Raw genomic sequence first — 13,548 nt, forward strand, 5'->3', positions numbered from 1 at the left:
CGTTGTCTTTCCAGGTATTCCGAGGCGCCACCCCGGCCAAAGGTAGGGAGATTCAGCGGGCCATCTCTAATGCTTAGCGGTACCTGTAGGTTCGGCCTGTCCAGCAGTTGTTGTGCCAGTGGCGGCGTTCCGCCAACCCCGCGGCATCGCCGAAGAGGTGCGTCTCGGACCACACCACCAAGTGGGCGATTCCGGGCATGATGGCCATCGAACAACCGGGACATATATAGGTCTTCTCGGCATTGCGTGCGGTCATGGTCCGGACCATCCAGTCGCCGTCGGGGGCGCTTTCCCTGCGGGCAATGCCCGAACGGGCACGTTCCAGATCCAGTTCCGGCGACTCGCCTGTCCGTTTCCAGCTTGCCTTGGCTGATTCGGTGCGTCGGGGGCGGTTGGAGCGGGGCATGACTCCATTCTGCCCCAGTCGCTAGTTGCGCGCGGCAGGAAGCTGCCGAGGAAGTAAAGTGGAGCGGGTGCGACTCGTCATAGCCCGTTGTTCCGTAGATTACGTTGGCCGCCTCAAGGCCCACCTTCCGCTTGCCACCCGGCTTTTGCTCGTCAAATCCGATGGTTCCGTGCTGGTCCACTCCGACGGCGGCTCCTACAAGCCGCTTAACTGGATGAGCCCGCCCGCTACCCTGCGGGTGACCACGCCGGAGGAGACTGAGGTCGAAGAAGGCGTGGTGGAGCAGTGGACCGTGCAGTCGGCCAAGACCGATGACCGGCTCATCATTAACATCTACGAGCAACTCCACGACACGTCCCACGACCTTGGAACGGACCCCGGGCTCATCAAGGACGGCGTCGAAGCCGATCTGCAGCGACTGCTCGCCGAGCAGATCGAAACCCTTGGTGCCGGCTATTCGCTCATCCGGCGCGAGTACTTCACTGCCATCGGTCCGGTGGACATCCTCGCCCGGGACGGCGACGGCAGGACAGTCGCCGTCGAACTCAAGCGGCGCGGCGACATCGACGGCGTCGAGCAACTCACGCGCTACCTTGAACTGCTCAACCGCGATCCGCTGCTGGCCCCGGTGCGGGGCATTTTCGCCGCCCAGCAGATCAAGCCGCAGGCAAAGGTCCTTGCCAATGACCGCGGAATCGACTGCATCACGCTGGACTATGACGCCATGCGCGGCGTAGACGACAGCGAGTCGCGCTTGTTCTAGGCGTCCCGGCCCTCATCCCGCGTAGACCGGGTCAGGCGCGGGCCACGGCAACTAGAATCAAAGCATGACTGTCCCAGACCGGCCTCTGTCTTCTTCTGCGCCTGTGCGCCACTTGATTACCGGAACCATCGTCAGCGACGGTGCGGTGATCGAAGACGGCCTGGTAGCGGTGGAGGACGACCGCATCGCCTTTGCCGGTCCGGCCGCCGAATTCCACGAAGCAGCCTTCGAAGGGTTCGAGGAAACTCCCCGTACCGATTTCCCTGCTGAGCGGTACATCGTTCCCGGATTCGTGGATGTGCACTGCCATGGCGGCAACGGAGGCGACTTCCCCGGGGCCGATGAATCCTCGGCTCGCAAAGCCATCGATTTCCTGCACCGCTCCGGTACCACCACCCTCCTCGCCAGCATGGTCACGGCACCACGGGAGGATCTGCTCCGCGGCATCGAGCTTTTCGTACGCTTGGCCGATGAAGGACTCGTAGCGGGAATCCACCTGGAGGGGCCTTTCCTCTCCCATGCCCGCTGCGGCGCCCAGAACCCCGCCTATCTGCTGGAGCCGGACCTGGACCTCATGACCGAGCTGGTTGAAGCCGCTGCCGGCAAGCTCGCCACCATGACCTACGCCCCCGAACTTCCCGGCGCCGCGGCGCTCGTGGACCTGATGACGTTCCACGGAGTGACGCCCTCTCTCGGCCACACGGATTGCGACGACGCGACGGCGGCAGCCTCGCTCACTGCGGCGCGGGAGGGTTTGGAATCCGCTGGTTTCGACGGCGTCAGCTCTTTGCCGACTGTCACGCACTTGTTCAATGGAATGCCTCCCATGCACCACCGCTCCCCCGGGCCCGTGGCTGCGTCCCTGCGGACGGCCCAGGAAGGCAAGGCCGTCGTGGAACTGATTGCGGACGGCACCCACCTTGACCCGAGCACCGTCGCAACCGTTTTTCAGCTCGTAGGCGGCGCAAACGTTGTCCTCGTGACCGATTCAATGGCGGCGGCCGGACTCTCCGACGGAAACTATATGCTGGGGCCCTCCCCGGTGACCGTAACGGACGGCGTGGCTACCTTGGATGCGACGGGATCCATCGCCGGTGGCACTGCCACCATGCTCGACGTCGTCAGGCGCACCGTTGCGGCCGGCGTCGGGCTCGCCGACGCGGTTGCATCGGCGACGGCGGTTCCCGCCGCCGTCCTGGGGCTCTCCGATGAACTTGGCGGCCTTCGCCGGGGCCTGCGGGCCGATCTCGTCGTCGTGGACAAGGAGCTCCGACTCGCGGGTGTATTGCGCAATGGGGATTGGCTCGCATAGGCCGAATTTGCAGACTCCCAATGCCGCATCCCGTGGCGGGCGCGCTTTCTTCCGTTACCTTCTTTTTACTTAAAATTTGTCGGAATTCCCCAGCAGACCGTTGACCTCCAGTATCCGCCATGAAAGTGTTGTAGCAGTCTTTGTGTAGGTGTGATTCATGCTCGCAAGACGTGTTGCGAGCGTGAAGCTCCTGCTAAGCCAACCAAGCTTTGCTTGGACGGAAAACCAGGTCTTCTCGCGGAGTAACCAAGGCCGGCACGCGGTGTGCCGGACTTAAAAGTTCCACAATGAGGAGAAACAAAAATGGCACTGGGCACCGTCAAGTGGTTCAACGCTGAAAAGGGCTTCGGCTTCATTACCCCGGACGACGCAGAAGGCGACGTCTTTGTCCACTACTCCGAGATCCAGACCGGCGGATTCCGCACGCTCGACGAGAACCAGCGTGTTCAGTTCGAGATCGGTCAGGGCGCAAAGGGCCCGCAGGCCACCGGCGTAACCGCCGTCTAGTTTGACTCTTTGAATTCTGCCTGGCAGGTTCAAGGAAGGGGTTCCGCACAGGTTGCGGGACCCCTTTTCCTTTTCAGGCAACGAGGGTGCGGAGAAGCCTTGCAGTTTGCCGGACGGACAGTCCTGGCAAATATGCCCGGCTGAGGGCGGCGCCGATCGCGGGAATCTCCAGACTGTCTTGGTAGTACATATACAAAGTCCTGTACTCCGGCTGGAACCTCGATTTGAAGCGGGCCAGCGAGCGGAATCCGTAAACAGGCTCCAAGGTCCTGCCAACGAGGTCGAGAATGCCCGCCAAGCCGGCTTCCCCGCCGGAGAATTCCTCGGTCTCCCCGGCCAAAGGCGAGCCCGACAGGGAAATGACTTCCACTCTCTGTCGCAACTCGTGGACCGCCGAGGCAATCATGAATTCCATGAGCCCAGGGAAGGCGTCGCTGCGCCGACGCATGAAGTCCAATGTCCAGCTGATCACCTTTCCGTCACGAAACACCGGAAGCCAGCTCGTGACCCCGTAGACAAGACCTTTGCCGTCAACGGCTATGCAGCAAAGCACTTCATCGTCCATCAGCTCGTCGAGGGAACCCAAGGTAAAGCCCATTTCAGGCACTTTTTTCCTGGCAGCCCACTCTTCCGAGACTTCTCCGAGTTGGGAGCGTATGTGTTGAGGAAAGTCCGTATAGCGTCCCCACCGGGCTTCAACGCCGGCCTTCAGGGCACGGTTCCTGGCCGTGCGGACGTTTTGCCACGCTTTGCCCGTGAACTCAAGGTCGCGGATGGAGAGCCTGGTTTCCTGGGCGACCGCAATTCTGCGAAATCCCGTGGATTGCAGCATCGGCCACAATTCCTCAGTGCAGGAATAGAGGCACGGCACCAATGCATGGTGCGCGCAATAGTCCAGGAATCCCTCGGTCGCGGCAATGGCTTGTGGAGGATCACCAAACGGACCGGCCAGGGTCAGTGCGACGTTTCCATGCTGCTGGTAGGCAATACCGGCGTCCATTCCGGGAGTGAACCAGAACTTGTTCGGCTCCCATAGCGCCATCCACGACAGGGACTCCCCGCCGCGTTTGACCAAATCCCTGGCCGCCAAGCGGGCCGGATCGTCACCGCCGGGGCCGTGCTGCCGTTTGAGAAGCAGCGTCCACACCGCGCCCATGGCCACGAGCCAGAAGATGATCCCCGACCACGCGAACAATATCGACTCGGCGGCGCTTCGCTCTGCGAACACGCGGCCGAAAGCCGTGGGTATCGGCAAGGGAAGATACTGTCGGGCGAGTTCCGCAATGAGGCCCAGGATGCCGCCGTCGTGCGCCAAACCGCCCGAGCCGAGCCAGGCCCCGGTGTAGCCACTCGCCAATATGAGCCATGTACCGCCAACCAGCCACGCCATCTTGCGGCGTAGCGGCGCCCTTGAGCCCACCACAAAGTTGCCCCTGAACAGGAAAAGCAGAACCGCCAGGATAAGGGGAACCAGGGCGAGGGTTAGAATGTGGAACACCGCGGAGCCCATGACGACGGTACGGCCCCCTCTTGGAAAATGCGGAATGCTGGCAAACAGCACCAAATAGGCAAAGGACAGCGCCACCACGCCGAGTTGCACGCTGATGGCGATTTTCAGGGCCAAGCGCCTTCCCTGGCGCATGCCCACCGCGCAGATCAAGAGAAGCAACGCGGGTACCACCGCGAGGGCCACGCCGGCGGGCCCGGGATAGCCCTGGCGTCCAAGTTGAAGGCAGTTGATGTCCACCGTTCCGCCGCAGTTGGCCTGCAATTGGTTGAGCGTCGGTACGGGGTTCAGGACCATCTCGCGGAGCAACGCCAGCGGCCCCGCAGGGCTCCGCACCGCGCCTGCCACTAAAGGCCCGACGCCGAAAATCGCCACCATGAGCGACAGCAGGTTTCGCGTTTCGCGCCTGGTCGCCCGGTGGCTCGGTTGAATGCCGTGGTCGAGCTGGAGCCACAGACCGGTTCCCAGCCCGAGTACGGCACCGGTCAAGGCCATGACAGCCGAGGGGTCGCCAACATATAGGACCAAGAGAAGCGCCAGGGACACAACCGTCGCCCTCAGGCGCCGACGCCATAGAGTCGGTAAAAGGCCGCTCGCCGCCATCGAGACGAAGAGGGTCGCCGGAACGGGCCCGGAGGTCCTGGCATCCATCATCCGTCCCAGCCAGCCGTCGTCGGCGTAGGCTGCCAACTGGACCACCAACAAAAAGGCGGTGACCGCGGCAAACTGCCCGCCAAGGAACCCGGCCGCGGTGCGGAACCACCCCAGCTTGCGCTCTGAAGAACCTAGAAGCACGACCAACAATAACGAGGTCATGACGTAGTCGAAGGGGTTGGCGGCAAAAAACATCGAGGTCCAGATGGACCACCAGTCCCCCGACTTCAACCCTCCACCGCTCACGCTCGAAAGATGCCGCAACACATCAGGGCCGTACCCGAGATCGGAGTCGAAGATCGCCGGAGTGAGAAGGTACAGCGCGAGCACAATCACAGTGAACGGGATGGCGCCAATATGGGCAGCAACGTTGCCTAGGATGGCGCGGGCGAGGGTTGCCACCATCTTCCGGGCGGGCTTGGCATCTCCGGGGTCAGCCGCCTGGTCCTTGGACAACTGGGCTTCCTGGGTACTCACTGGACGAGTCCCCACCGGGGGGCTAGGAATTCCATTGCTGAAGGAAGCTCTTGCACGGCCACGGCCCACGAATGGCCGGCTCCGGAAACTGAAGCATGCCTGATGTCGAACCCCGAAGTGCGGGCGGCTGCCGCCAGCTCGGTGGCGTAACGGACGAATTCGCCGTCTGCAGCCCCGACGGCGAAGAACCCTGCAAGGCCGTCATAGCGTCGCTGTCTCATCAGGTTCAACGGCGTGAGGGCGTCGAAGGCGGCAGAGTCCCCGCCAAATGCGGTCTGGATGGTCCGCTGGCGATCAGGACCAAGTGAAGGCTCCCGCTCTCCCGAGAAGGCGATGAAGGAAGGGTAGATTTCCGGATGCAGCGTGGTCATCTGCACGGCACAGGTTGCACCGAAGGAGAACCCACCCACCGCCCACTTCCTTGGGTCGGCGGAAACCTCGAGCGTCGAGTTGATCCAGCGCGGAACATCGATCGCGAGGTAGGTGTCGGCACGTGCGATCCGGCTATCCATGCACATGGTGTTTGCGGTATCGGAGCCGTTTGGATCGACCACCACGACGACGGGCGCCACGCCTCCGTACCGGGCGGCGAAGGTATTCATGGCCGGTTCAAGCAGGCCGCCGCTCAACCAATCGGCGGGACGTCCAGGCTGGCCGGCAAACAGGACCAGCACGGGTAGTTGGCTGCGATCAGCGGCTTGGTAGGCCGGTGGCAGGTAAATGAAAGCGTCCTGGGCCTTGAAACCGGATTCGATTCCGGGAATCGGTGCCCTGCGGACGATTCCCCCGTCAGGCAGTGACACCGGCAGGGTTCGGGAAAAACCCCTTTTGAACCCCTCTTCAAGCTGCGGGATCCGTCCCACGTTGTGGCCGAAGAGATCAGCCGCCGTGTGGTTGAGACCGAAGTAGCTGTTGATCTGAAGAGCGGAGAGGAGCAGCACCGCGACGAACGAGACCCCTGAGGCGCTCCTGCCGCGCCACGAGGAGCCAGGGAGCCTAAAAAGGAAAAGGGCCAACGCGGAGAAGGCAACTGTCGACCAAACGAGGACATCGAAGGGGAGATCCTCCGGGAACACGGTCAGGACGTTGACGAGCAGCCAATGGATGACTGAGACGACTCCACTCGCCACGGCAAGCGAAATAACTGTGAAAACCAACCAGCGCCGGTCTCGTCGCAGGAGGAGGAATGCGCTTCCGGCAATTCCAGCGCCAAGGATGGTCCAATAGAACGGACCATCAACAAGGCTCAGGTTGCACAGGAATTCCACTGTCCTCAGCGCCAGGTGCCGACGCCCACCACAGGGCCGGCCTCCAGCCAAGACGACAACCCCGCGTAGGCATCAAATCTCATAGCCAGCATGAACCGCTGGCCTTCATGCTGGAGTTCGACTACCACGACGCCGGGCTGAAGCCTCGTCAGTTCTTCCTCCGTCGGCTTCCGGCGACCCAAGAGCTCCAAGGAGCTGCGGCGGAAGCTGTGTTTTGGACGGAAGCTGAGGGAGAGCAGGCGGAACCACTCGAGCTCCGAGTCCTGATAACGACAAACCCCCATCCGCCAGCTGTTTCCAGCCGTGCAAATGGAGGCGTCGACTGTGCCCAGGGCGCGCCGCAAATTGAAGCGGCGCACCCCGACGAGGCACAGTGTAAAGATCAGCAACGCAAACGCCGTTGCCAAGGCGATGAACGGAATAGCAGAATCGTCCATCAAGGTCGTGCTATCGGATCCCCGCAGTAGCTGAATCGCCCAGCTGGGCGTTGTCAGCGACGATCACCACGCGGTTGTTGTCAACGGAGAAGAACCCGCCGTCCACAACTACTGCAAGGCGGTCTCCGGTAACCGGCTCGATGGCCAGCTCGCCCGCGGCCAGAATGGCGAGGAGCGGCGAGTGGCCCGGCAGGATCCCGATTTCACCATCGCTGGTGCGGGCCTTGACCATCTTGGCCGCACCGGACCACACGAAGTGGTCCGCTGCGACAATCTCAACCTCGAGCTCAGCCATACTACTTGGTCTGTTCCTGGATCTTGGCCCACTGGCGCTCGACGTCATCCAGGCCGCCGACGTTGAAGAACGCCTGCTCTGCGATGTGGTCCAGCTCGCCGTCGCAAATCGCCGTGAAGCCTTCCACGGTGTCCTTGATGGACACGGTGGAGCCTTCGACGCCGGTGAACTGCTTGGCGGTGTAGGTGTTCTGGGACAGGAACTGCTGGATGCGGCGTGCACGCGACACGACGATCTTGTCTTCTTCGGACAGTTCGTCAACGCCGAGGATGGCGATGATGTCCTGGAGTTCCTTGTTCTTCTGCAGGATCTGCTTCACGCGGACAGCCGTGTTGTAGTGGTCCTTGCCGATGTACTGCGGGTCCAGGATGCGGGACGTCGACGTTAGCGGGTCAACGGCCGGGTACAGACCACGGGAGGCGATTTCACGGGAAAGTTCCGTGGTCGCGTCGAGGTGTGCGAAGGTCGTTGCCGGAGCCGGGTCGGTGTAGTCATCAGCAGGCACGTAGATAGCCTGCATCGACGTGATCGAGTGGCCCTTGGTCGAGGTGATGCGCTCCTGCAGGAGGCCCATCTCGTCGGCGAGGTTCGGCTGGTAACCAACTGCGGACGGCATACGTCCGAGCAGCGTGGAGACCTCGGAACCGGCCTGGGTGAAGCGGAAGATGTTGTCGATGAAGAGCAGCACGTCCTGGTTCTGCACATCGCGGAAGTACTCCGCCATGGTCAGCGCGGACAGTGCCACACGCAGACGCGTTCCCGGCGGTTCGTCCATCTGGCCGAATACAAGGGCAGTGTCCTTGAGGACGCCTGCCTCTTCCATTTCAACCCAGAGGTCGTTGCCTTCACGAGTACGCTCGCCAACACCGGCGAATACCGAAGTACCACCGAAGTTGCGGGCAACACGGGTGATCATTTCCTGGATCAGAACGGTCTTGCCGACACCGGCACCACCGAACAGACCGATCTTTCCACCCTTGATGTAGGGGGTGAGAAGGTCGATGACCTTGATACCGGTCTCGAGCATCTCCGTGGAGCCCTCGAGGGACGCGAAGGCCGGAGCCTTGCGGTGGATCGGCCAGTAAGCGTCAGCGTGGATCTCGGACTCGTCAACGTCCAGCGGCTTGCCGAGAACGTTGAAGATGTGGCCCTTCACACCGTCGCCGACAGGCACGGAGATCGGGGCACCGGTGTCCTGCACCGAGGTGCCGCGGACGAGTCCGTCGGTGGCCTGCAGGGCGATGGCGCGGACGAGGTTGTCACCCAGGTGCTGGGAGGTCTCGAACGTGATGGTCTTGGTCTCACCGTTGAGAGTGATCTCAGTGGTAAGGGCATGGTAGATCGACGGGATTGCGTCAGCCGGGAATTCGACGTCGACAACCGGGCCGATGACACGGGCAATGCGGCCGGTGGCGCCGGCCGTTGCAGCTACGTGCTCGGTAGCGGTGGCAGTCATCTCTCTCACTTCACTCAGTAGAAGGCGTGGGGTTAAGTTTATCTATTTGGTGCAGGTGCAGCTTGCGCCGAACCAGACACCGGCGGCTACGCGCTCAGGGCGTCGGCGCCGGCCACGATTTCGGAAAGCTCCTGCGTGATCTCAGCCTGGCGGGCCGTGTTGCGCAGACGCGTGTACTTCTTGATCAGATCGGTCGCGTTGTCGCCTGCCGACTTCATGGCACGCTGGCGGGCGGCGAGCTCGGAAGCTGCCGCCTGTAGCATTGCTGCGAAGATGCGGGACTCGATGTAACGCGGCAGCAGTGCGTCAAGCACCTGCTCCGATTCCGGTTCAAACTCGTACAGCGGCAAAAGCTCGGACTCACTGACTGTCTGCTCTTCAACTTCGAGCGGCAGCAGACGGACAACTGTGGGCTCCTGCGTCACCATCGACTTGAAGCGGGTGTAAACGACGTGGATTTCGTCCACGCCACCCTCAGCGAAGTCGTTGGCGAACTCTTCGAGAAGAGCGCCGCCGATTTCCCTTGCAGTCTTGAATTCCGGTGCGTCCGTTCCGCCGGTCCATACGCGGGAGTACGGACGGCTGCGGAAGTCGAAGTATGCCTGGGCCTTACGGCCAAGCAAGTAGGTCTTGACTTCCTTGCCCTCTGCCCTGAGAAGTTCGTTGAGTCCTTCGGCCTGCTTGAGCACGCTCGCCGAGTAAGAACCAGCAAGGCCACGGTCCGAGGTGATAACAAGGACGGCGGCACGGCGGATCTGCTCCGGCTCGGTGACGAGCGGGTGATCGATTTCGCTCTGGCTTGCGACAGCAGAAACGGCGCGGGTGATCGCGTTTGCGTAGGGCAGTGAAGCTGCCAAGCGGGCGCGGGCCTTACCGATGCGCGAGGTAGCGATCAGTTCCATCGCCTTGAAGATCTTGCGCATCGACGTCGTCGAGCTGATCTTCTGGCGGTAGACCCGGATCTGGGCTCCCATACATTTCCTTTCCTAAGATCCCGATGGATCAGCGGCTAAGGCCCCGGGCCTGCGGATTCCGCAGGCCCGGGAACCAATGCTCTAGCGCTTCTGCTTGACGATCTTTTCCTGGTCGACTTCGCCACCGGAGATCGCTTCGTGTTCTTCGTGTCCGGCACCGACCAAGCGGTTGTCGCCTTCTCCGAAGAAGCCCTTCTTGAAGTCGATGATCGAGGACTTCAGCGCTTCAGCGGTGTCGTCGTCCAGGACGTTGGTCTGCGCCAGCGTGGTCAGGATGGAGGACTTGTGCTTGAGGTGCTCCAGGAACTCGGACTCGAAACGGCTGACATCCTCAACCGGGACATCGTCCAGGTAGCCCTTTGTACCGGCCCAGATGGACACAACCTGGTCCTCTACCGGGAACGGCGAGTATTGGCCCTGCTTGAGCAGTTCCATCAGGCGGGCGCCACGGGTCAGCTGCTGGCGTGAAGCAGCGTCAAGGTCGGACGCGAACATCGCGAACGCCTGCATGTCGCGGTACTGTGCCAGGTCCAGCTTCAAGGTACCGGAGACCTTCTTCATGGACTTCACCTGTGCCGCACCACCAACACGGGACACGGACACGCCGACGTCAACAGCGGGGCGCTGGTTGGCGTTGAAGAGGTCCGACTGCAGGAAGATCTGGCCATCGGTGATGGAGATGACGTTGGTCGGGATGTAGGCCGAGACGTCGTTTGCCTTGGTTTCGACGATCGGAAGACCGGTCATCGAGCCTGCGCCCAGCTCGTCGGAGAGCTTGGCACAACGCTCCAGCAGGCGGGAGTGCAAGTAGAAAACGTCACCCGGGTACGCTTCGCGTCCCGGCGGGCGGCGGAGCAGCAGCGACACTGCACGGTAGGCTTCGGCCTGCTTCGACAGGTCATCGAAGATCACCAGTACGTGCTTGCCGCCGTACATCCAGTGCTGGCCGATGGCCGAGCCGGCGTACGGAGCCAAGTACTTGAAGCCGGCGGGGTCGGATGCCGGGGAAGCCACGATGGTGGTGTATTCCAGCGCGCCGTGGTCTTCCAGGGTCTGGCGGACAGCGGCAATGGTGGAAGCCTTCTGGCCGACACCGACGTAAACGCAGCGAACCTGCTTGGTGACATCGCCCGAAGCCCAGTTGGCCTTCTGGTTGATGATGGTGTCCACTGCGATGGCGGTCTTGCCGGTCTGGCGGTCACCGATGATCAGCTGGCGCTGGCCACGGCCGATCGGAATCATGGCGTCGATAGCCTTGAGACCGGTCTGCATGGGCTCGTGCACCGACTTACGCTGGGTCACGCCCGGAGCCTGGAGTTCCAGTGCACGGGTGGTCTCGGCCTTGATCTCGCCGAGGTCATCGATGGGCTGGCCCAGCGGGTCAACTACGCGGCCCAGGAAGGCGTCGCCTACCGGGACGGACAGGATTTCACCGGTGCGGTGGACTTCCTGGCCTTCTTCGATACCGGTGAAGTCACCGAGGATGATGACGCCGATTTCGCGGACGTCGAGGTTCTGGGCCAAGCCCAGGGTGCCGTCTTCGAAGCGAAGCAGCTCGTTCGCCATGACCGAGGGAAGGCCCTCAACACGGGCGATGCCGTCACTTGCGGCGGTCACGCGGCCGACCTCTACGCGCTCTGCGTTTCCGGGTTCGTAGGACGCCGCGAACTCGTTCAACGCATTACGGACGTCGTCGGCGTTGATGGTCAATTCGGCCATCTGCAGTCCCTGCTCTCCTGTTTTCGTGATCATCGTTGCTCACGATGACCGGTGTTTGTATCAGTTAAGTTGTGCTTGTCTGGCTAGCCAGCGAGTTGCCGGCGGAGCTCGGACAGGCGGGCTACGACGGAAGCATCAAGCACTTCGTCCGCCACCTGGACCCGGATTCCACCGATCAGAGTCGGATCAACGCTGACGTTGACCTTCAACTCGCGGCCGTAGAGGGCATCAAGCCCGGCCTGCAGACGGCTGGCCTGCGCATCCGTCAACGGACGGGTAACGCGGACAGTTGCGATCCAGCGCTGCTGGCGCTTGGCTGCAAGCTTGGCGAAATTGTCGATGAGCTTGCTCGGCTTGACGCCGCGCGGCTGTGACACGGCCTGGCCAATGAGGAGCTGGGCTTCCGGGCTTCCGCCAGGAAGCAGCTTCTCCGCCAGGCCGATCTTGGCCGCAGCACTTGCCTGCGACTCTCCCAGAGCACGTTGTACCTCGTGGCTGGAAGCAACGGTCTGGTTGAAAGCAAACAGATCGTTTTCCAGCTCTTCCAGCCCCGTGATTCCGGAGGCAGAAACGGCCGACTTGTTTTCAGCCACGGCGATGACCACCGTGGCGGCAAGAGTCTCGAGTGCATCGCCGATATCGCGTGCCGATGCCCAGCGCAAGCTGGCCAATCCACTCGCGATTTCCGCAGCATCAGCGGAGACTTTCCCGCCAACCAGCTGCTTGACCAGCGCCGACTTTTCTTCTCCGCTGCGGGAGGGGTCAGTCAGGGCGCGGCGCAAGCCAGCCGAGCTGTCCACCGTTCCCAGGATTCCGAAGAGGTCCTTAGCCAACTGCAGCGAGGCCGTCGGAAGCGTGGCTTCCAACTGCTCCAGCGCCGTGGTCAGCGATTCGCTCGATACACCTGCCATTACTTAGCTGCACCTGCGCTCTGGGTCTCCAGATCTGCGAGGAAGCGGTCCACCACGCGGGCGGCACGCTCGTCATCGCTGAGCGATTCGCCAACGATGCGCTCTGCCAAAGTCGTGGCCAGGGTGCCCACCTCGGAACGCAGCGAGACAACAGCTGCCTGGCGCTCCGATTCGATCTGAGCGTACGCCTGCTCGGTGATGCGTGCCGACTCGGCTGCTGCCTTGGTCTTCAGCTCCGCGAGGATCTGGGCACCTTCGGCTCGAGCTTCTTCGCGGATGCGGTTGGCCTCGGCGCGGGCATCGTGGAGCTGCTGCTTGTACTCTTCGAGAGCTGCAGAAGCTTCAGCCTGGGCCTTTTCAGCCTTGGCAATGCCGCCCTCAATCGCCTCTGCGCGCTCGGCAAAAGTCTTCTCGAACATCGGGACAACAAACTTGACCACGATGTAAAAGAGGACCCCAAAGCCGACGAGCACGACGCCCATTTCCCAGGGATTGGGAACGAGCGGATTAGCCGACTCGGCGGCGCCTTGTGCGGCGGCTGAGATGATCTGCTGATTCATGTTTCACCCGTCCTTATCTACTCGGTTCTGAATGTTCGCTTGGTTCTTAGCGGTTTACTTGAGAACGAAAGCGAAGACCAGGCCGAGGATGGCGAGGGCTTCAGTCAGAGCCAGACCAAGGAACGCGATCGGCTGGAGCACGCGCTGGGCTTCCGGCTGACGTGCAACACCGTTGATGTAAGCAGCAAATACGAGACCCACACCGATACCACCGCCGATTGCGGAGAGACCGTAGCCAATGAGGTTAAGGGAGCCGTTGATATCGCCGTTCATTGTTTTCCTTTCAAGATGCCGCAGTCGCG

Annotated in this window: 14 protein-coding genes; 3 read left to right on the forward strand and 11 right to left on the reverse strand. The window is 62.1% G+C overall.

The genetic code is table 11. The annotated features are described in order from the left end of the window. Positions 1-73 precede the first annotated feature (73 nt). Complete coding sequence (locus AB4Z38_RS02180) at positions 74-406, reverse strand: ATP/GTP-binding protein (protein ID WP_284751215.1); 333 nt, start codon at positions 404-406, stop codon at positions 74-76. A 67-nt stretch (positions 407-473) separates the two neighbouring features. Here AB4Z38_RS02180 and nucS point away from each other — a divergent pair, with 67 nt between their 5' ends. From nucS to AB4Z38_RS02195, 3 genes are all read left to right on the forward strand, one after another. Then, on the forward strand, positions 474-1,169 hold the full coding sequence (gene nucS / locus AB4Z38_RS02185; protein ID WP_284984681.1) for an endonuclease NucS: 696 nt from the start codon (positions 474-476) through the stop codon (positions 1,167-1,169). Between the two features lie 64 nt (positions 1,170-1,233). Beyond that, on the forward strand, positions 1,234-2,481 hold the full coding sequence (gene nagA / locus AB4Z38_RS02190; protein WP_441428184.1) for an N-acetylglucosamine-6-phosphate deacetylase: 1,248 nt from the start codon (positions 1,234-1,236) through the stop codon (positions 2,479-2,481). 303 nt (positions 2,482-2,784) lie between these two features. Then, positions 2,785-2,988 carry a cold-shock protein gene (locus tag AB4Z38_RS02195; protein WP_028264741.1) on the forward strand — a complete coding sequence of 68 codons (204 nt, stop codon included), beginning with the start codon at positions 2,785-2,787 and terminating at the stop codon, positions 2,986-2,988. A gap of 73 nt (positions 2,989-3,061) precedes the next feature. Here AB4Z38_RS02195 and AB4Z38_RS02200 read toward each other — a convergent pair whose 3' ends face one another. The 10 genes from AB4Z38_RS02200 to atpE form a co-directional block, all read right to left on the reverse strand. Next, positions 3,062-5,554: a bifunctional lysylphosphatidylglycerol flippase/synthetase MprF gene (locus AB4Z38_RS02200; protein WP_441428265.1), complete on the reverse strand. Its 2,493-nt coding sequence runs from the start codon at positions 5,552-5,554 to the stop codon at positions 3,062-3,064. A 68-nt stretch (positions 5,555-5,622) separates the two neighbouring features. Then, positions 5,623-6,894: an alpha/beta hydrolase gene (locus AB4Z38_RS02205; protein WP_441428185.1), complete on the reverse strand. Its 1,272-nt coding sequence runs from the start codon at positions 6,892-6,894 to the stop codon at positions 5,623-5,625. Between the two features lie 5 nt (positions 6,895-6,899). Next, complete coding sequence (locus AB4Z38_RS02210) at positions 6,900-7,331, reverse strand: DUF2550 domain-containing protein (protein WP_441428186.1); 432 nt, start codon at positions 7,329-7,331, stop codon at positions 6,900-6,902. 10 nt (positions 7,332-7,341) lie between these two features. Then, on the reverse strand, positions 7,342-7,626 hold the full coding sequence (locus tag AB4Z38_RS02215; protein WP_059387616.1) for a F0F1 ATP synthase subunit epsilon: 285 nt from the start codon (positions 7,624-7,626) through the stop codon (positions 7,342-7,344). Between the two features lies 1 nt (position 7,627). Continuing rightward, a complete protein-coding gene (gene atpD / locus AB4Z38_RS02220) occupies positions 7,628-9,082 on the reverse strand; it encodes a F0F1 ATP synthase subunit beta (RefSeq protein WP_234747854.1) in 1,455 nt (484 codons plus the stop codon). A gap of 86 nt (positions 9,083-9,168) precedes the next feature. Beyond that, complete coding sequence (locus tag AB4Z38_RS02225) at positions 9,169-10,056, reverse strand: F0F1 ATP synthase subunit gamma (protein ID WP_441428187.1); 888 nt, start codon at positions 10,054-10,056, stop codon at positions 9,169-9,171. An 81-nt stretch (positions 10,057-10,137) separates the two neighbouring features. After that, entirely contained in the window at positions 10,138-11,775 is a 1,638-nt protein-coding gene (gene atpA / locus AB4Z38_RS02230) for a F0F1 ATP synthase subunit alpha (RefSeq protein ID WP_078108478.1), read from the reverse strand. Positions 11,776-11,858: 83 nt separating this feature from the next. Next, positions 11,859-12,686: a F0F1 ATP synthase subunit delta gene (locus tag AB4Z38_RS02235; RefSeq protein WP_441428188.1), complete on the reverse strand. Its 828-nt coding sequence runs from the start codon at positions 12,684-12,686 to the stop codon at positions 11,859-11,861. Next, positions 12,686-13,246, reverse strand: coding sequence for a F0F1 ATP synthase subunit B (locus tag AB4Z38_RS02240; protein ID WP_441428189.1), 561 nt, complete (start codon positions 13,244-13,246; stop codon positions 12,686-12,688). Before AB4Z38_RS02240 ends, AB4Z38_RS02235 begins: the two co-directional genes overlap by 1 nt. Before the next feature lie 54 nt (positions 13,247-13,300). After that, complete coding sequence (gene atpE, locus AB4Z38_RS02245; protein ID WP_028264751.1) at positions 13,301-13,519, reverse strand: ATP synthase F0 subunit C; 219 nt, start codon at positions 13,517-13,519, stop codon at positions 13,301-13,303. Between the last annotated feature and the right edge of the window lie 29 nt (positions 13,520-13,548).

The organism is Arthrobacter sp. 2RAF6, assembly GCF_052115205.1.
In the GTDB taxonomy this organism is placed as follows: Bacteria; Actinomycetota; Actinomycetes; order Actinomycetales; family Micrococcaceae; genus Arthrobacter.